General features: G+C 60.8%; 23 protein-coding genes. 12 read left to right on the plus strand and 11 right to left on the minus strand.

The features are described from left to right. Position 1 precedes the first annotated feature (1 nt). The 6 genes from lptM to PG888_RS00345 all read left to right on the plus strand — a co-directional run bounded on the left by lptM (position 2) and on the right by PG888_RS00345 (position 4,964). A complete protein-coding gene (gene lptM / locus PG888_RS00320) occupies positions 2-178 on the plus strand; it encodes an LPS translocon maturation chaperone LptM (protein ID WP_074045189.1) in 177 nt (58 codons plus the stop codon). Positions 179-210: 32 nt separating this feature from the next. Continuing rightward, complete coding sequence (lysA, locus tag PG888_RS00325) at positions 211-1,461, plus strand: diaminopimelate decarboxylase (protein WP_270692534.1); 1,251 nt, start codon at positions 211-213, stop codon at positions 1,459-1,461. 185 nt (positions 1,462-1,646) lie between these two features. After that, entirely contained in the window at positions 1,647-2,477 is an 831-nt protein-coding gene (gene dapF / locus PG888_RS00330; protein WP_042061560.1) for a diaminopimelate epimerase, read from the plus strand. A gap of 92 nt (positions 2,478-2,569) precedes the next feature. Beyond that, positions 2,570-3,250, plus strand: coding sequence for a DUF484 family protein (locus PG888_RS00335; RefSeq protein ID WP_058053479.1), 681 nt, complete (start codon positions 2,570-2,572; stop codon positions 3,248-3,250). After that, positions 3,243-4,220, plus strand: coding sequence for a tyrosine recombinase XerC (gene xerC / locus PG888_RS00340; protein ID WP_270692533.1), 978 nt, complete (start codon positions 3,243-3,245; stop codon positions 4,218-4,220). The genes PG888_RS00335 and xerC overlap by 8 nt, the downstream gene beginning before the upstream one ends. 33 nt (positions 4,221-4,253) lie before the next feature. Further along, entirely contained in the window at positions 4,254-4,964 is a 711-nt protein-coding gene (locus PG888_RS00345; RefSeq protein ID WP_270692532.1) for an HAD-IA family hydrolase, read from the plus strand. A gap of 74 nt (positions 4,965-5,038) precedes the next feature. Here the strand turns inward: PG888_RS00345 and PG888_RS00350 are convergent, their stop codons facing one another. Together PG888_RS00350 and PG888_RS00355 are read right to left on the minus strand one after the other, a co-directional pair. Further along, positions 5,039-5,437 carry an STY0301 family protein gene (locus PG888_RS00350; protein ID WP_139440305.1) on the minus strand — a complete coding sequence of 133 codons (399 nt, stop codon included), beginning with the start codon at positions 5,435-5,437 and terminating at the stop codon, positions 5,039-5,041. A 45-nt stretch (positions 5,438-5,482) separates the two neighbouring features. Further along, positions 5,483-7,009 (minus strand): mechanosensitive ion channel family protein, encoded by a 1,527-nt coding sequence (locus PG888_RS00355; RefSeq protein WP_270692531.1) that lies wholly within the window; start codon positions 7,007-7,009, stop codon positions 5,483-5,485. 144 nt (positions 7,010-7,153) lie between these two features. Here PG888_RS00355 and PG888_RS00360 point away from each other — a divergent pair, with 144 nt between their 5' ends. After that, positions 7,154-7,537: a hypothetical protein gene (locus PG888_RS00360; protein WP_042655741.1), complete on the plus strand. Its 384-nt coding sequence runs from the start codon at positions 7,154-7,156 to the stop codon at positions 7,535-7,537. 11 nt (positions 7,538-7,548) lie between these two features. On the opposite strand, the gene PG888_RS00365 is transcribed toward PG888_RS00360, so the two are convergent. After that, positions 7,549-8,334, minus strand: coding sequence for a gamma-glutamyl-gamma-aminobutyrate hydrolase family protein (locus PG888_RS00365; protein ID WP_270692530.1), 786 nt, complete (start codon positions 8,332-8,334; stop codon positions 7,549-7,551). A gap of 401 nt (positions 8,335-8,735) precedes the next feature. Next, positions 8,736-9,260: a ribosome biogenesis factor YjgA gene (gene yjgA / locus PG888_RS00370; RefSeq protein WP_042061545.1), complete on the minus strand. Its 525-nt coding sequence runs from the start codon at positions 9,258-9,260 to the stop codon at positions 8,736-8,738. Between the two features lie 114 nt (positions 9,261-9,374). Between yjgA and pmbA the strand changes: the two genes are divergently transcribed. Beyond that, a complete protein-coding gene (pmbA, locus tag PG888_RS00375; protein ID WP_182969919.1) occupies positions 9,375-10,718 on the plus strand; it encodes a metalloprotease PmbA in 1,344 nt (447 codons plus the stop codon). Positions 10,719-10,805: 87 nt separating this feature from the next. Here the strand turns inward: pmbA and murA are convergent, their stop codons facing one another. Genes murA through mlaF form a run of 7 tightly spaced genes read right to left on the minus strand, consistent with a single transcriptional unit; the run spans position 10,806 to position 15,326 of the window. After that, the gene (murA, locus tag PG888_RS00380; protein ID WP_111806413.1) at positions 10,806-12,062 is read right to left on the minus strand and encodes a UDP-N-acetylglucosamine 1-carboxyvinyltransferase; all 1,257 of its coding nucleotides are present in this window, start codon (positions 12,060-12,062) and stop codon (positions 10,806-10,808) included. 18 nt (positions 12,063-12,080) lie between these two features. Beyond that, positions 12,081-12,338 (minus strand): BolA family iron metabolism protein IbaG, encoded by a 258-nt coding sequence (gene ibaG, locus PG888_RS00385; RefSeq protein WP_005306001.1) that lies wholly within the window; start codon positions 12,336-12,338, stop codon positions 12,081-12,083. Continuing rightward, a complete protein-coding gene (locus PG888_RS00390) occupies positions 12,338-12,610 on the minus strand; it encodes an STAS domain-containing protein (RefSeq protein WP_270692528.1) in 273 nt (90 codons plus the stop codon). Before PG888_RS00390 ends, ibaG begins: the two co-directional genes overlap by 1 nt. Further along, entirely contained in the window at positions 12,607-13,239 is a 633-nt protein-coding gene (locus PG888_RS00395) for an MlaC/ttg2D family ABC transporter substrate-binding protein (RefSeq protein WP_139428274.1), read from the minus strand. Before PG888_RS00395 ends, PG888_RS00390 begins: the two co-directional genes overlap by 4 nt. A gap of 2 nt (positions 13,240-13,241) precedes the next feature. After that, positions 13,242-13,739: an outer membrane lipid asymmetry maintenance protein MlaD gene (mlaD, locus tag PG888_RS00400; protein WP_058053468.1), complete on the minus strand. Its 498-nt coding sequence runs from the start codon at positions 13,737-13,739 to the stop codon at positions 13,242-13,244. A 7-nt stretch (positions 13,740-13,746) separates the two neighbouring features. Next, complete coding sequence (mlaE, locus tag PG888_RS00405) at positions 13,747-14,526, minus strand: lipid asymmetry maintenance ABC transporter permease subunit MlaE (protein ID WP_042655657.1); 780 nt, start codon at positions 14,524-14,526, stop codon at positions 13,747-13,749. Further along, a complete protein-coding gene (gene mlaF, locus PG888_RS00410; RefSeq protein ID WP_058053466.1) occupies positions 14,526-15,326 on the minus strand; it encodes a phospholipid ABC transporter ATP-binding protein MlaF in 801 nt (266 codons plus the stop codon). Before mlaF ends, mlaE begins: the two co-directional genes overlap by 1 nt. A 207-nt stretch (positions 15,327-15,533) precedes the next feature. Here mlaF and PG888_RS00415 point away from each other — a divergent pair, with 207 nt between their 5' ends. The 4 genes from PG888_RS00415 to lptA are packed head-to-tail and all read left to right on the plus strand — an operon-like array spanning position 15,534 to position 18,154. Further along, positions 15,534-16,529 carry a KpsF/GutQ family sugar-phosphate isomerase gene (locus PG888_RS00415; protein WP_042655659.1) on the plus strand — a complete coding sequence of 332 codons (996 nt, stop codon included), beginning with the start codon at positions 15,534-15,536 and terminating at the stop codon, positions 16,527-16,529. After that, positions 16,529-17,083, plus strand: coding sequence for a 3-deoxy-manno-octulosonate-8-phosphatase KdsC (kdsC, locus tag PG888_RS00420; protein ID WP_270692524.1), 555 nt, complete (start codon positions 16,529-16,531; stop codon positions 17,081-17,083). Before PG888_RS00415 ends, kdsC begins: the two co-directional genes overlap by 1 nt. Next, on the plus strand, positions 17,080-17,640 hold the full coding sequence (gene lptC, locus PG888_RS00425) for an LPS export ABC transporter periplasmic protein LptC (RefSeq protein ID WP_270692523.1): 561 nt from the start codon (positions 17,080-17,082) through the stop codon (positions 17,638-17,640). The genes kdsC and lptC overlap by 4 nt, the downstream gene beginning before the upstream one ends. Further along, positions 17,627-18,154, plus strand: coding sequence for a lipopolysaccharide transport periplasmic protein LptA (gene lptA / locus PG888_RS00430; RefSeq protein ID WP_197931203.1), 528 nt, complete (start codon positions 17,627-17,629; stop codon positions 18,152-18,154). Before lptC ends, lptA begins: the two co-directional genes overlap by 14 nt. The last annotated feature ends 1 nt before the right edge of the window (position 18,155 follow it).

Below are 18,155 nucleotides of genomic sequence, written 5' to 3' on the forward strand. Positions count from 1 at the left end.
TATGATCACCCAGTTCACCAAGTGTCTGCTTGCCACTCTTCTGTCCCTCGGGTTGGCCGCGTGCGGTCTGAAGGGGCCGCTCTATATGCCGCCACCCGAGCAGCCACAGAGCCAGAGTACACCGCAAGCAGCACCGCCTGCGACCTCCGAGGCTGCCACCGAGGCCGCGCCGCACTAATGCCGCACCCATTCTAGGAAGGAACCGCCCCCTTGGATCACTTTAACTACGACGCCGACGGCCAGCTTCAGGCCGAGCAAACCTCGCTGCAACAGCTTGCCGAGCAGTACGGTACCCCGCTTTACGTCTACTCCCGTGCGACCCTCGAGCGCCACTGGCACGCCTTCGACAAGGCCGCTGGCGATATTCCCCATCTGATCTGCTATGCGGTGAAGGCCAACTCCAACCTGGCGCTGCTCAACCTGCTGGCCCGTCTGGGCTCGGGGTTTGACATCGTCTCCGGTGGCGAGCTGTCGCGGGTACTGGCGGCGGGTGGTGATCCGGGCAAAGTGGTCTTCTCCGGAGTGGCCAAGAGCGAAGCCGAGATGCGCCTCGCGCTGGATAAAGAGATCCTCTGTTTCAATCTGGAGTCGGAAGCCGAGCTGGAGCGCCTCAATCGGGTGGCGGGTAGCATGGGCAAGAAGGCTCGCGTTTCGGTACGGGTCAATCCGGATATCGATGCCGGTACTCACCCCTATATCTCAACTGGACTCAAGCAGAATAAGTTCGGCATTCCCATCGAGCTGGCGCCTGACATCTACCGCAAGGCGGCCGCGATGGCGAACATCGAGATCGTCGGGGTGGATTGCCATATCGGCTCGCAACTCACTGAATTGAATCCCTTTATGGAAGCGGCTGACAAGTTGCTGCGGCTGATCGACGGTCTGGCTGCAGAAGGGATTCATATCCACCATCTGGATGTGGGCGGCGGTCTCGGGGTCAACTACGGTTCCGAGCAGCCACCCCATCCGACCGAATATGCCGAAGCGCTGAAGCAGAAGCTGGCGGGCCGGGATCTGACCCTGCTGTTCGAGCCGGGCCGCGCCATCGTCGCCAATGCCGGTGTGCTGCTGACCCGGGTTGAGTACCTCAAGCCGGGCGAGACCCGCAACTTTGCGCTGATCGATGCCGGCATGAACGACATGCTGCGCCCCTCACTCTACGGCGCCTGGATGAACATCATCGAGGTGGATAGCCGTGCCGGCTATACCCCTGCGCTCTATGACGTGGTGGGGCCGGTGTGCGAGACCGGCGACTTCCTCGGCAAGGAGCGCACCCTGGCGATTGCCGAGGGGTCGCTGCTGGCAGTGCGTTCGGCCGGTGCCTACGGTTTTACCATGTCATCCAACTACAACACCCGTCCGCGGGCGGCCGAAGTGCTGGTGGATGGTGCCGAGGCGCACCTGATCCGCGAGCGGGAGCAGTTGGCCGATCTCTGGCGCGGTGAGCACCTGCTGCCCTGATGGCGCAGGCTGGGACAATGATTTCATAACGGTTGACGGTGAGTTTTTACAGCCCTAACAGCACAGGAATGCACGATGTGGATAGATTGTTCCAGGATGCATGGGGCTTTGGACAACGACTTCATGGCGCTTGACGACCCTTGGGTCGGTGAATTTTTACAGCCCTAACAGCACAGGAATGCACGATGTTGATAGATTTTTCCAAGATGCATGGCTTGGGCAACGACTTCATGGTGGTGGATGGCGTCACCCAGAAGGTATTTTTCAGCAATGACGTCATCAAGAAGATGGCTGATCGCCACTTCGGGATCGGCTTTGACCAGCTGCTGCTGGTGGAGCCGCCCTATGACCCTGAACTCGACTTTCACTATCGCATTTTCAATGCCGATGGCAGCGAGGTGGAGCAGTGCGGCAACGGCGCCCGCTGTTTTGCCCGTTTCGTGCGCCTCAAGGGGCTGATCAACCGGGATCGCATCGCGGTCAGTACTGCCCGGGGTCGCATCGTGTTGCAGTTGGAGGGGGAGAATCAGGTCACGGTCAACATGGGGGTGCCCCAGTTTGAGCCGGGCAAGATCCCGTTCCGGGCCCAGAAGGCAGAGAAAACTTATCTGCTGCGGGCGCAGGAGCATACCGTGATGTGTGGCGTGGTCTCCATGGGCAATCCCCACTGTGTCATTGAGGTGCCGTCGGTCGCCGATGCGCCGGTCGAGACGCTCGGTGCCATCATGGAGCGCCACGAGCGTTTTCCCGAGCGGGTCAACGTCGGCTTCATGGAGATGGTCAACGCCACCGAGATCCGCTTGCGGGTGTTCGAGCGCGGGGTGGGTGAGACTCTGGCCTGCGGCACCGGTGCCTGTGCAGCGGCGGTGATTGGCATCAGTCAGGGCAAGCTCAAGGAGCGGGTCACCGTCAGCCTGCCGGGCGGCAAGCTGACCATCGCCTGGAAGGGGCCGGGCCAGCCGGTCTATATGACAGGGCCCGCCGAGCATGTGTTTGACGGCCAGATAGAGGTTTAGCCGGATAAAGGTTCAGGTACGGGGGGCGCTGGCCCCCTTTGCCCATGATGTCGGGGCAGCGAGCCCCATTTCTCTGATGGATCAACCAATTTATGAGCGAACTCAAACGGCAGGAGCAATCGGTGGATGAAGCCACTGTGCTGGAGTACCTGGCCCGTTATCCCGAGTTTTTCCAACGCCATGCCGCCGTGCTGGACCGGATCCGCATTCCCCATGAACGCAAAGGGTCGGTCTCGCTGGTAGAGCGCCAGCTGGAGCGTCAGCGCGAGCGGATCGAACAGCTGGAGCAGGAGATCACCGAATTGATGGGGATCGCCAGCGAGAACGAGCGGATCTTCCGGGTCTATGCCGATCTCTACGGCGAGCTGTACGGTTGCCAGACCCTGTTCGAGGTGAGTGCCGTAATGGGCAAGGCCTTTGTCCAGCGGTTGCGCCTGACCGGGCTGCGGCTCTGGCTCAATCCCAAGAAGTTTGCCCTGAGCGGGCCCGAGCAGCGCTTTCTGGCGCAGGGCAAGCAGCTCGAATCCCTGCTGGGTCAGCGTCTGCCGGGGCAGGATTACTACTTTGGCCGCCTGAGCCAGAGCGAGAAGCAAGCGCTGTTTGGCCACGACGTGCTGGTCAACTCGGTCGCCCTGATGCGGCTCGGCGATCTCGGTGTGCTGGCCTTCGCCAGCTCGGATCCCAGCCACTTTACCCCTCACAACGACACCTTGCTGCTGGGCCAACTGGGGCGCCTGCTGCAATTGCGACTGCCCGAGCTGACTCATGGCTAGAACACCGGCCAGGGCGCCCGCCAAGGCTCCCGCCGTCGCGCCGCCACTGCCTGCTGCACTGGCGGACGAGCTGGCGGCCTTTATCGAATACCTGAGGGTCGAGCGTCAGCTCAGCCCTCATACCCGCAATAACTATCAAGCCCATCTGGAGGCGATGACCGCCGAGCTGGTGACGCTGGGTCTGGCTGACTGGGGCCTACTCGAGGCGAGTCAGGTGCGCACTCTGGTGACCCGGATGCACAAGGGGGGACTGGCCCCCCGTTCGCTGGCCACCAAGGTTTCTGCCCTGCGCAGCTTTTGCGACTGGCAGGTGCGGCAGGGGCGGCTGACCGCCAATCCGGCTCGTGGCATCGTCACCCCCAAACAGGGGCGACCGCTGCCGAAAAACCTCGATGTGGACGAGATGTACCAGCTGCTCAACATCACCGACGAGCAGGATCCGCTGGCGGTGCGGGATCGCGCCATCATGGAGCTGATGTACTCCTCAGGGCTGCGCCTCGCCGAGCTGGTGGGGATCAATCTGGTGGATCTGAAGCTCGATGACCGTCAGCTCAAGGTGACCGGCAAGGGCTCGCGGGAGCGGGTGCTGCCCATCGGCCGGATGGCGGTCGAGTGGCTGCAGAAGTGGCTCAAGGTGCGCCCGCTACTGGCCGGGGACGAGAGCGAGGCGCTGTTTGTCTCCAGCCGCAAGCAGCGGCTGTCGGCCCGCTCGGTGCAGGCCCGCCTCGATGGCTGGGGCAACAAGCAGGCGCTCAACGCCCACGTCCATCCCCACAAGCTGCGCCACAGCTTTGCCACCCATATGCTGGAGTCCTCCGGCGATCTGCGAGCGGTGCAGGAGCTGCTGGGACACGCCGATCTCTCCACCACCCAGATCTATACCCACCTCGACTTTCAGCATCTGGCCAAGGTTTACGACAGCGCCCACCCCAGGGCCAAGCGTGACCCGGATGCGCAGGACGATGAATAACGGGCCCCGAGCCCGCGTTGCAGAGGAGAGTCCATGCACTTCTATCGCCGCTGGCAGCCGGTTGCTGCCATCTCGTTTGACCTCGATGACACCCTCTATGACAACGGCCCCGCCATCGTGCGCGCCGAGCAGTGGATGCTGAGCCATCTGCGCAGCGAATATCTGGCCACCGCCATGCTCGACAAGCCGCGCTGGTTGGAGCTAAAACGCGCTGTGTTGCTGGCCAAGCCCGAGCTGCGCCACGATGTCAGTCTGGCGCGCCAGCAGACCATCCGCGCCGCCATGGTCGAGGGGGGGATGGCCGACCAGCAGGCCAGCCGAGAGGCGGAGCAGGTGTTTGCTGCGTTTCTGGCGGAGCGCTCGAAGATCGAGGTGAGCGAGTCAACCCATCAGCTGCTGGCCAGACTGGCCGAACGCTACCCGCTGGTGGTCATCACCAACGGCAATCTGGATCTGGCGCAGGCAGGGCTGGAACGCTACTTCACGCTGGTTTGCAAGGCGGGGGCGGGCGCCAGAATGAAACCGGCGCCGGATATGTTTGAGCAGACCCGCAGCGCCCTCAAGTTACCTGCAGAGCGGATCCTCCATGTGGGGGATCATCCCGAGACCGATGTGCTGGGGGCCCGCTTGCATGGCTTTCGCGCCGCCTGGCTCAACGAGCGGCAGCAGCCGTGGCAACAGCTGCAACTGTTGCCGGATGTGGAGTTGACGGCACTGGAGGAGCTGGCCGAGCTGTTGCTCTGACGAGGTTGGCGGTTGCCATGCTCAGGGGCAATGGCTGTCAGTGAATAGCGATGTATGGCAAGGGGTTACGACCGCTATTTGCGGCAAACCAGCCCGAGCAGGGTGTAGCGGTCGCGCTGGTTGACGCGGCAGTAACTGATGCCGACGGGCAGCGCCTGCTGCAGGGTGATGGCGCTGTTCTGATAGCGGCAGACCAGATAGAGGGGGCTCAGGCTGCTATCGAGCTGGCTCCAGTAGTGGATCTCGTCGTTGTCGCCGTTATCCGGTTTGAGCTGAGCCAGCTCGGCAGGATCTCCGTCGAACAGGGCCAGATTATCGAGCCGGTGGCTGAGGGTTTCGTCCGGTTTGCCATCGTCATCGCGGGTGAACGCCTGCCAGCCCTGCTGCGGGGTCAGCAGCTGCTGGCGAGTCTCGATGGTGGCAGGGCAATCAAATTGCAGGCTGGCGGCAAGGGCCAGGGTGGTCAGTAACATGGCTGCGCCTCTCTCTTCACGTCCTCAATATCGCGCCATGTTACGTCATCTTCCTCCGAACAGCTTCATCAGTTTATCAAGCAGATCAAGCTGTTGTGGTGGTTGTTTCATGGCTTCCGCCTCCCGCTCCAGCAGCGTCCGCTGCTCCTGCTGGCGGTCGCTCAGCACCCGGTAGAGGGGCTCGACCAACGATTCCCGCTGCATCACCAGCTCCTGAAACATTGCCTGATTGATGCGATAGGTTTCGACGGTGGCCACCGCCCGTACCGTGAAGGAGCTGGGCTCGCCGGTGAGCAGGCTCAGCTCGCCAAAGAAGTCCCCCGCGCCGAGGGTGCCCAGTTTAAGCTCCCGTCCCTCGACGTTGACCACCATCTCGGCCTCCCCTTTGACCAGCACGAACAGCCAGCTGGAGACATCCCCCTGCTCCAGCATGATGTCGCCGCTGACGAAGGGGGCGAACTTCACCTGATCGGCCAGCTGGAGCAGCTCGTCCTCCTGCAACATGGCAAACAGCGGCAGTTTGCGCAGGGTGTCGGTACGCTCGGCGGTGTGGCGCTTGTGGCGCGCATCCTGATGTTGTTTCTCCTTACTCATGAAGACGTTGAAGATCGGCGGGGTGAGGCGGCGATCGTTGCGGCGCAGGGCAGCATCGATCAGGCTGCGTACCATGGAGTCGGTCGGATCGTCGCGAGCCAGATCGGTCAGCCAGTAGCGCACCGCGTAACGGGCAATCCCCCCTTCGACGTTCATCAGCAGGCAGTCCGGTTGCGGATACTTGGCGACGCAGGGGAGCTTGGTCTCCCGCAGGGATTTCTCAATCAGCGCGATGATCTGGGTCGGCAGGGTATCCAGCGTCAGATCGAACCAGACCCAGCGTCGCCACTGCAGCGGCTCGCCCCGACGGCGGCCGAGTACGGTGAAGCGCTGTTTGAGCAGGTGGCTGTTGGGGATGACGACGGTCTCCCAGTTGCGGGTCTCGATGGTGGTGGCGCGCCAGTTGATTTCCACCACCCGGCCCTGGGTGGTATCGACTTGCAGCCAGTCACCGATGGCGATGGAGTTGTCGAGCTGAATGGAGACCCCGGCCAGCAGGTTGCCAAGGGTGTCCTGCATGGCGAAGGCGATGACCGCAGTGATCACCGCCGAGGTGGTGACTATCTCCCCGAGCGCCATGCCGGAGGCGTAGAGGCGAAACAGACCCCAGCCGATATAACCGATGGTGATGACGATATCGGCGATGATCCGCGGGATCCGCACGTGGCAGAGAGGGAGCAGAAACTCGAATAGCAGGATCCCCCACACCTTGACCAGTATCAAACCGGCCAGCAGGGTGGAGATCTCGACCAGCAGTTGATGGGGCAGCGGCAGTTTGAACCAGCCCCCCTCCAGCTGGATCAGCAGGATGACCACCGCGCTTATCATCACGAAGCCGAGCTCGGAGAGCAGCTCCCGTCGCTGCCCCGGGCGGCGCCAGAAGTGGGTCAGCATCAGGGAGAGGGTGAGCAGGGTCCAGAACGGGTGTTCGCCAATCCAGATCAGTGTCGGTAGCGCAGTGAAGTTATCGCCAGCCATAGCAGCACCTTATTGTGGTTTACATCCAGCATAGCTGCTGCGGTGCGGGGAAATGGTGCGTTGGGGCGGCAATTTATTTATCCTGTGCAGGACAAGGCAAAGGAGTGCGATTACGTGGAATTTTCAAAGAAAATCATCTGTTTGATGGCCCTGTTGCCACTGGCTGGCTGCGATCTGCTGACGGACAAGTACCGGGTCGAGTTCAGGGATGGTTCCTGGCGGGAAATAGCCATTACCCCTTTCGCCAGTGAGGCGCGCTGGCGCGAGGGGTGTGCCACCGGCGAGGTGCTGACCGATATGAAGGTGCCCATCAAGCACGGTGACACGGTCAATGGGCGGGAGCAGTTGCTTATCGGGGGCGAGAAGTTCGAGCTGGATGACAACAACCTCTACCGCAGCAACGGCATGGTGTTTGGCCAATCCCCTGACCATATCCAGCGTGGGCTCAAGGGGATGGATATCTGCCGCACCCTGCGCCCGGAGCGAGGCGGACTGCCCAAACTCAAGGCGCGGGGGTTTGGCGACTGAATCGATGGGGGTTAACGGCCAGCCATCACGGCACAGCGCTGACGGCAGGCATCGCCAAAGGCCTGGAAGATCTTGATGGAGTGGGGGTTTTCATTGGCCTTCCACTCCGGATGCCACTGTACTGCCAGCAAGAAGGGTGACAGGATGGGGGCATGAAGTGCCTCGATCAGCCCATCCTCGGCGTGGGCCAGTGGCTCCAACCCGTTCCCCAACCGGTTGATGCCCTGTCCATGCAGGGAGTTGACCGGAATCCGCGCTTCCCCCATCAACTCGGCAAACCAGCTGCCCGCCAGCAGTTCAATCTGATGGCTCGGCCCATACTGATCATCGACCGGATCGTCGGCATCCTCCCGATGATCGTCATAGCCCGGCTCGTTGTAGACCTTCTGATGAATATCCCCCCCCAGTGCCACGTTGATCTCCTGCATGCCGCGGCAGATCCCGAGGATCGGCAAACCACGGGCGAGTGCTCCTTTGATCAGCGGCAGATCGAACAGGTCGCGATCCCTGTCCTGCTGTTTCTCCGGGGTGAGGTTCTCCTGGCCGTAGAGGGCCGGGTCGATGTTGGAACCGGCGCCGCTCAGATAGACCCCATCGGCCAGATCCAGATACTGATCCAGATCGGCGGTGCCGCAACAGGTGGGCACCAGCAGCGGGACGCAGTCGCTGATGTCGACCAGCGGCATGATGTATTTGTGGGTCATCACCTGATAGGCGTGGCCGTTGCGGGGCTGGGCGCCCATGGTCATCAGCACGACCGGTTTTTTACGGGTAGCGGGAGGCAGGGGATTTGGCATAGGGCACCTTGATTATCCTTGGCGTTGAAGTCTCATCCTGCGCCTTGGGTAGGCCCTTGCAAACCGACCGGGCAAGGGTATGCCTCAAGGCATGGTCATGGGATCCGGCGTCGGGCAGGGTGGCAGAATCGTCGGTCAGCCTGGGCAGCAACAGCCTGGATCCTCTCTCCAGTCTGCCAAGGCCGTTCAATATGTCAAACAAAATGATGCCAAGTTGTTAACGAGTTTGTTTTGGCCTGCTCTGAAGTGGCGATTTAACGGGGCTGTTCAGATGGGGTGTCGTGGCTGTGTCGCCTGAATGGTGGATATATTAAACGCGCAGGGATGGCGGGGAATGGGGCTGGGCAGGGGCAAAGGCATCAATAGAAGCACGCCTCCGCGAGGGAGGCGTGTGTCGGGGATCACAGCAGATCTTCGATCTCACCGCGCAGATACTGGTACATCTCGCGATAGGCGACCGGCGGCTTGTTCAGCTCCCGCTCCTTGTTGGCGGAACGGATCAGCTGGCGCAGCTTCTGGCGATCCAGCTCGTGGAACTGGGACATCAGCTCGTTGAGGGCGCTGTCACCTTCGGTGATCAGGCGCTCGCGCCACTGTTCCAGCCGATGCAGGCGGGCATTCACGGTGGAGTGGCGATTCTTGAAGATCGACAGAGCTTCGATGATCGGCTCCGGGTCGCGGTTGCGCATCAGACGGCCGATGAACTGCAGATGGCGACGGTAGGATTCGTCTTTTTTCGGCTTGAGCTTGCGCCCCAGCTCGATCGCATCAGCCAGCTCTTCGTCCATCGGCACTTTTTCCAGTTCGCTATGGCTAAGGCTGACCAGCTCATCGCCCATTTTTTGCAGGGCGTCGGCGTCGCGCTTGAGCTGGCTCTTGCTCGGGCCCCAGTCTTCGAACTCGTTGTCGTCTTGATATTGACTCATCGGTCTCTTGATTCCTGTCATTCACGTTTGGTGGATATGTTACCAGCTTCTCCCGCTGGGCGCAGGGGTCTGATATGCTTACCCCCCTTTCCTTCTTTCATATAGATGTGAGTTATGGATCAGCAAGACCAAATCCGCCAGGATCAAGCCCATCTCGAGGCCGTGGTTGCCGAAGCCCTGGAGATAGCCAAGGGACTGGGCGCCTCGCTGGCCGAAGTCTCCATCAGCAAGCAGACCGGGTTGTCGGTGAATACCCGGGGTTGTGAACTGGAAAGCATTGAATTCAATAAGGATGGTGCCCTCGGCATCGCCGTCTATCGCGATGGTTGCAAGGGATCCTCCTCGACCACCGACCTGAGCAAACCCGCCATTCGTGCCGCCGTTGAAGCGGCCATCGAGATTGCCCGCCACACCTCGGCCGATGATTGCGCCGGTCTGGCGGACGCCGAGCTGCTGGCCTGGGATGCCCCCGATCTGCAGCTGTGCCACCAAATCGAACTGGATCCCCAGCGCGGCATCGAGCTGGCCATCGAGTGCGAGCGCTTGGCGCTCGGCCGCGATGCCCGCATCAAGCACTCCGATGGAGCCGGTTTCTCCAGCCATCTCGGCATCAAGGTCTATGGCAACAGCCACGGCTTCGTCAAAGGCTACGCGGCCTCGCGCAACTCCCTGAGCTGCGTACTGATCGGCGAGCAGGATGGCGATATGCAGCGGGATTACGGCTACTCCTCCAGCCGTACCCTCGACGGGCTCTGGAGTCCGCAGCGCATCGCCGACGAAGCCGTTGAGCGTACCGTCTCCCGCCTCGGCGCCCGCAAGATCTCCACCCGCCATGCGCCGGTGCTGTTCCACCCCGATACCGCCTCCGGCCTGTGGGGCCATCTGGTGATGGCCATCAGCGGCGGCAACCTCTATCGCAAGTCGAGCTTCCTGCTCGACAAATTGGGCAAGCAGATCCTGCCCGAGTGGCTCACCATTCAGGAGTTCCCGCATTTGCTGGGCGGGCTCGCCAGTACCCCGTTCGATGGCGAAGGGGTGCGTACCCGCGATATGGATATCATCCGTAACGGCGAGCTGATGAGCTGGCTGCTTACCTCCTACTCTGCCCGCAAGCTGGGACTGACCACCACCGGTCATGCCGGTGGCATCCACAACTGGCAGGTTTCCAACTCCGGCCAGGACTTTCAGGGCATGCTGAAAGAGATGGGCACCGGCCTGCTGGTGACCGAGCTGATGGGGCAGGGGGTCAATATCGTCAATGGCGATTACTCCCGCGGCGCCGCCGGTTTCTGGGTCGAGAATGGCGAGATCGCCTATCCGGTCGAGGAGATCACCATCGCTGGCAATCTGGCCGAGATGTTCAGCCACATCGTGGCGGTGGGCAGTGACGAAGACGAGCGTTCCAGCCTCAAGACCGGCTCGGTGCTGGTGGAGAATATGAAGCTGGCGGGTCACTGATCCCGGTTTCAACAGAACCGAAACCATGAAAAAGGCCCCCTCGCCAACGCGAGGGGGCCTTTTTATCGGCCAGCGATCAGGGGGCTATCAGCCCTTGATGCGCTCGATGCGGCCACCCAGACCCTGCAGTTTGTGCTCGATGTCTTCGTAACCACGGTCGATGTGATAGATACGATCGACGATGGTGGAGCCTTCGGCCACGAAGCCAGCCAGCACCAGACTGGCGGAGGCGCGCAGATCGGTCGCCATCACCTGGGCACCCTTGAGTTGCTCGGTGTCACGGCAGATGGCCACATTACCTTGCAGTTCGATGTCTGCGCCCATCCGTACCAGTTCGGGAACGTGCATGAAGCGGTTCTCGAAGATGGTCTCGGTGACCATGCCGGTGCCTTTGGCGACGGCGTTCAGCACGGTGAACTGGGCCTGCATGTCGGTCGGGAAGGCCGGGTAGGGAGCGGTCTTGATGGTGACCGGCTTGAGGGTGCGGCCAGTCATGTCGAGGGTGATCCAGTCGTCACCTTTCTCAATCAGGGCGCCAGCCTCTTCCAGCTTGACCAGTACCGCTTCCAGCAGGGTCGGGTCGGTCTTGCGGCAGGTGATTTTGCCGCCGGTAACCGCAGCGCCCACCAGGAAGGTACCGGTTTCGATGCGGTCAGGCTGGACGCTGTAGTTGCCGCCGTGCAGACGCTCGACACCGTCGATGGTCAGGGTATCGGTGCCCGCGCCCTGAATCTTGGCACCCAGGGTATTGAGGAAGTTGGCCAGATCGACCACTTCCGGCTCGCGCGCGGCGTTTTCGATCACGGTGCGGCCATCAGCCAGGGTCGCGGCCATCATCAGGTTTTCGGTGCCGGTGACGGAGACCATGTCCATCAGGATGTGGGCGCCTTTCAGGCGGCCATCGACACGGGCCTTGATGTAACCATCTTCGATGGTGATCTTGGCACCCATCAGCTCCAGGCCGTGGACGTGCAGGTTCACCGGACGGGCACCGATGGCGCAACCGCCGGGCAGGGAGACGTCGGCAGCACCGAAACGGGCAGCCAGCGGGCCCAGCGCCAGAATGGAGGCGCGCATGGTCTTCACCAGCTCGTAGGGGGCGACGTGGTTGTTCACCGCACCGGTCAGAACGGTCACATTGCCGTTGACCTTGGTGGTCGCACCCAGCATCTCCAGCAGCTTGATGGTGGTGCCCACATCTTTCAGACGCGGCACGTTGGAGAGGTGTACCTCTTCATCACACAGCAGGGTTGCGAACAGGATCGGCAGGGCGGCGTTTTTGGCGCCGGAGATGGTCACTTCGCCGTTGAGAGTGCAACGACCATCGATTTTGAATTTGTCCATTTTTACTTCGTTACCAAATCAGGAGGGCAATAGGAATTTACGTTCGCGTTTCCACTCGGCGTCGGTGAACGCCTTGATGGAGAGGGCGTGAATGGCGTTGCTGGCGATCTTGTCCATCAGCGGGGCATAGATGGCCTGCTGCTTCTTGACCCGGCTCATGCCGTCAAACATGTCGCCGACGGCGATCACTTGGTAGTGACTACCGTCCCCTTTGACATGGACTTCGGACAATGGCAGAGCCTCAAGGAGTATCGCTTCAATTTCAGAGACTTGCATTATGCGTCCTCAGTTGTGAGCGGGGTTGACTGAAACAGCCCGGCCACCCCGTAGAGGTTGGCCAGGGTATAGAAATCACTGGAGGCGCCCACCAGTTGCGGTGTGGCGCCTCGCGCTAATACGGCTTTGGCCCATTTGACCAGCAGGGCCAGTCCGGCGGAGTCGAGGGTGGTGACGCCGCCGAGATCGAGCCGGTCATCCTGCCACCAGTCGGCACGGCGTTGCCACAGGTCATTGACCTGTGGCGCCTGCAGCTCACCGCTGAGAGTCATGGTTTGAGTACCAGCGGCTTGGCGTTGTGCTCGCGCAACTGGGCGATCACCGCATCAATGCCGTTCTGGCGAATGAGGCCGCCCAGCTCGCTCTGCTTGGCGGAGAGCAGGCTGATCCCCTCTGCCACCATGTCGAAGGCTTTCCACTCGCCGGTTTTGTTGTTCTTACGCAGCTTGAACTCGAGGAAGATGTCCGGCTTGCCGGCCTCTTTCACGCTGACGTTGACGGCGGTGATGTTGCCGCTGGGAGCCTTGCCCGGCTCGACCTTGACGGTCTGTTTGTCAAAATGGGCCAGCGCATCGGCGTAGGAGCTCACCATGTACTCGGTGAACACCTCGACGAAGGCATTGCGCTGCGCTTCGGTAGTCTCTTTAATCTGGTTGCCAAGCACCTTGTAGGCGGCGAAGCGGTTGTCCACATAGGGCAGCAGCTCTTCGCGGATGATCACACGCAGGTGATCCGGATTGCTTTTCACCTGGGCCTGATCGGCTTTCAGGCGGGCAAAGGTCTGCTTGGCAGCCTGATCCACCAGCGCGTTGGGGTCGGTGGCATCGACTGCGGCCTGGGTAGACAGGGAAAAGAGCATGCTGGTCATCAGACCCAGCAGCAGGGCGATCTTCTTGAACATGGTTACTCCTTCTTGCTGTCTGATTTGCTGTCGGAGGATTGGCTATAGAGGAACTTGCCAATCAAATCTTCCAGCACGATGGCGGATTTGGTGTCTTCAATCAGGTCACCATCCTTGAGCATGGCGGTGCCCATCTCCTCATCGCTGAAGCCGGGCATCAGGCCGATGTACTGCTCGCCGAGCAGGCCCGAAGTGAGGATGGAGAGCGAGCTGGTTTCGGAAAACTCACCGGCACTCTTTTGCATCATCAGGGTCACTTCGGGCACCTGGGTTTTCGGATCCAGTGCTATGTCGCTGACCCGACCCACCACCACGCCGCCGACCTTGACCGGCGACCGGACTTTCAGGCCGCCGATATTATCGAAATGCGCGCGCAGGGTATAGGTTTCTCCTTCCGGTTTGAAGCTCAAACCGGCCACTTGCAGGGCCAGTGCCAGAATGGCTGCTATGCCAGCCAGCATGAAGGTGCCGACCAGGAATTCTACTTTGCTGAACTTCATCTTTACCTTATCCAAACATGACTGCGGTGAGTATAAAATCCAGGCCGAGCACGGCGAGGGATGAGTGGACCACGGTACGGGTCGTGGCCTGACTGATCCCGGCCGAGGTCGGCTTGGCATCATAGCCGTTAAAGAGCGCAATCCAGGTGATCACCAGGGCGAAGATCAGGCTCTTGATGGCGCCCTGCATAATGTCTTCACCCCAGTCGACGGAGGACTGCATGGCAGACCAGAAGCCCCCTTCGTCCACCCCCAGCCAATCCACGCCAACCAGTTTGCCACCGAAGATACCGATCAGGCTGAACATAAAGGCCAGCAGCGGCATGCTGATGACACCGGCCCAGAAGCGGGGGGCCACCACCCGGCGCAGCGGGTCGACCGCCATCATCTCGAGGCTCGAAAGCTGTTCGGTGGCCTTCATCAGGCCGATCTCGGCGGTCAGGGCCGACCCGGCGCGACCGGCAAATAGCAGGCCGGTTACCACCGGGCCCAACTCCCGCAACAGGGAGAGGGAGACCAGCGGCCCCAGGCTCTGCTCGGCGCCGAAGTCTTTCAATACGTTGTAACCCTGCAGCGAGAGCACCATGCCGATGAACAGGCCGGAGACCAGGATGATGGCCACCGACTGCACGCCCACCACATACAACTGCTGGACCAGCAGCGGGAAGTGCTTGCGCGGCTCGGGTTTGCCCGCCAGCGCATGAAACAACATGATGGTGGCGCGGCCGACGGCGCTGATGACGCGCACGCCAACTCGCCCCAGCTTGCTTATTTGACTTATCAACATCACAGATCCTGTAGCAGGTCGCCTGCCGGAAAATGAAACGGAACAGGACCGTCGGGCAATCCTTTGAGGAACTGCTCGACTTCGGGATTGTGCTCCTCGCGCAGCTGTTCCGGTGTGCCGTGCGCCACCACCTTGCGATTGGCGATGATGTAGGCGTAATCGGCAATGGTCAGCACCTCGTTCACATCGTGGGTGACGATGACGGAGGTGATGCCGAGGGCATCGTTCAGCTCTTTAATCAGCTTGACCAGCACCGCCATGGTAATGGGGTCCTGCCCGACAAACGGCTCGTCATACATGATGAGGTCGGGATCGAGGGCAATCGCCCGCGCCAGCGCTGCCCGGCGCGCCATGCCGCCGGAGAGCTCGGAAGGCATCAGTTTCGCCGCCCCGCGCAAGCCCACCGCCTGCAACTTCATCATGACGATGGTGTGGATCAACTCCTCCGGCAGGCCGGAGTGCTCCCGCAGCGGGAAGGCCACGTTGTCGTAGACCGTCATGCCGGTAAACAGGGCGCCGCTCTGGAACAGCATGCTCATCCGCTTGCGCACCTCGTAGAGACGACTGCGGGAGAGGGTGGGGATATCTTCCCCGTCAAACAGAATGTGACCGGACTCCGGTTTGAGCTGGCCACCGATCAGCCGCAGCAGGGTGGTTTTACCGATGCCGCTCGGGCCCATGACGGCGGTCACCTTGCCACGAGGAATGGTCAGGTTGATCCCGTCATACAACAGCCGATCTCCGTGACTGAAGGTCAGATCGGAGATGGTGATCAGGTCATTGTTCAAACAATTGTCCATCCGGTGTAAATGAGGTGCGAATTTTATGGGGTAGTCTAGGTCTAAGCAACAGCAAGGAACAACTATTGAACAGGCCGCCAGCCCATTTGCACGACAGTTTTCTGCAACAAAGTGCGTTATTGATAGCGGGACTTTCCATCCGATTCGCTTATCCGGGCAGACTTTTTTATAATCCCGCAGCTAATTTCGGCCCGGAGCTGTGCCTTTATGTCTGTAAAGCCTGAGAAAGTGTCTGAACTGTTCGATTTTCGTCGCAGTGCCCGCGCGGTGCTGGACACAGAAAAGCAAGCCATTGATGGACTCTATCAGTATCTGAACGACGCCTTCGACAAGGCGTGCGAGATGGTGCTGCGCTGCGGTGGCAAGATTGTGGTCACCGGCATGGGCAAGTCGGGCCATATCGGCAGCAAGATTGCCGCCACCCTCGCCAGCACCGGCACGCCAGCCTTCTTCCTCCACCCTGGGGAGGCGAGTCACGGCGATCTGGGGATGATCTCCAGCGGCGACCTTATCATCGCCATCTCCAACTCTGGCGAGAGCGACGAAATCCTGGCCCTGCTGCCGGTGCTCAAGCGCCGCGGCATTCCGCTCATCTGCATGACCGGCAATCCGGCCTCCACCATGGCCAAAGAGGCCAACGTGCACCTGTGCATCAAGGTGGAGAAAGAGGCCTGCCCGTTGGGGCTGGCGCCCACCTCCAGCACCACGGCAACCCTGGTGATGGGCGATGCCCTGGCCGTCGCCCTGCTGGAAGCGCGCGGTTTTACCGCCGATGACTTCGCTCTTTCCCATCCGGGCGGTTCCCTTGGCAAGCGTCTGCTGCTGCGGGTTGGCGATCTGATGCATCGCGGCGAGCTGTTGCCCCGGGTAGGGATCGATGCCACCATCAGTCAGGCGTTGCTGGAAGTGAGTCGCAAGGGGCTCGGCATGACCGCTGTGGTCGATGGCAACGGCCTGCTGGCCGGGCTGTTTACCGATGGTGATCTGCGCCGCATTCTCGACCAGCAGATCGATATCCATCACACCCCCATCAGCCGTGTGATGACCGCCAACTGTGTTACCGTAGGCCCAGAGATGATGGCTGCAGAAGCCGTCAAGCTGATGGAAACGAGAAAAATCAACGGATTACTGGTAGTGGATGAAGAGAAGCGCCCGCTCGGCGCCTTCAACATGCACGACCTGCTGAAAGCCGGAGTCATTTGATGCAAAACGTACCGACCCTCTATGGTCCGGTGACGCGCAGCCAGTACGACAAGGCGGCGCAAATCCGCCTGCTGGTGTGCGATGTGGACGGGGTGCTCTCCAACGGCCTCATCTACATGGGAAACAACGGCGAAGAGCTGAAAACCTTCTGCACCCGCGATGGCGCAGGTATGCGAGCGCTGCTCAACGCCGGGATCGAGATCGCCATCATCACTGGGCGCAACTCCCGTATCGTCAGCGATCGGATGAAAAGCCTGGGTGTGGCCCATGTGGTGCAGGGGGCCGATAAAAAGCTGCCTCACTTCGAGGCGTTGCTGGCCAAGCTGGGACTGACGCCGGAACAGGCTGCTTACATGGGCGATGACACCATCGATCTGCCGGTGATGCAGGTCTGTGGGCTCGGCATTGCCGTGGCAGATGCCCATCCGCTGGTGCTGAGTCGTGCCGATCTGGTCACCCGTCTCGGCGGTGGCATGGGGGCGGTGCGCGAGGTGTGCGACCTCATTCTGCAGGCGCAGGGCCACGGTGATTATCAGCCCGAGGCCTCGGTATGAGCAGACAGACCCTGTTGTTCGCCCTGTTGCTGCTGGTGGCGCTGGTTGCCTGGCAGTTGGGCAAGGTGGAGCTGGTGCCGGAGAGCGCCGTCAAAATCGAAAACTATCAGCCGGATTTTGTCGCCAAAGATCTGGTGACCACCCGTTTTGATATCAATGGCAAGCGCACCGAACGGCTGGAGTCGACCTACGCCGAGTATTATCAGATCCTCGAGCAGGCCACCTTCGACAAGCCGGTGGTCTACATGTTTGACGAGCAAGGTACTGCCGAGTGGAAGGTCACCGCCGAAACCGGCGTACTCAACACCGGCGACAACGTCATCCTGCGGGACAAGGTGCATCTGGATGGTCTGCTGCCCACCGCCTTCATCTCCACACTCGATACGCCCTATCTGGAGCTGGATCTGGTGACACAGGATGTGCGCAGCAACCGGGAAGTGAACATTCTGGGTCGGGATTTCCAGACCCAAGGGGTTGGCCTCAAGGGCCATCTGGACCGCAAATATTTTGAGTTACTGGATCAAGGTCATGCAATCTATTTCAATGAAAAACGCTAATCTGGCCCTCGCAGCCCTGTTGTTGTGTAGTGCGGTGACCGCCAAAGAGTCCGACTTTGCCGAGAAGGTCTACGTCGATGCCGTCAAGCAGGTGGCTGAGATGCAGGACAACCGCATCACCTTCGAAGAGGATGTGACCATCAATCAGGGCACCATCAAGATCAAGGCTGACAAGGTGGTGGTGACCCGTTCCGGCGAGAAAGGGGCCGAGGTAATGACCGCCTACGGCAAACCGGCCACCTTCTTCCAGATCCTGGATAACGGCAAGCCGGTCAACGCCCATGGCAACACCATCCGCTACGAGTTGAAGAACCGGCTGGTGACCATCACCGGCAACGGTCAGCTCAAGCAGGAGGATAGCCAGGTCAATGGCGATCTGATCCGCTACGACATCGTCAAACAGAAGATGATTGCCGAGAGCAAGAGCCCGAACCAGCGGGTCAAGACCGTGTTCCTGCCGGATCAGGTAGAGAATTTCGACAAGCCCGCCGATCAGCAGAAGCAGGGAAAATAAA

It is taken from the genome of Aeromonas sp. QDB23, assembly GCF_027707745.1.
GTDB classification, from domain to species: domain Bacteria; phylum Pseudomonadota; class Gammaproteobacteria; order Enterobacterales; family Aeromonadaceae; genus Aeromonas; species Aeromonas allosaccharophila.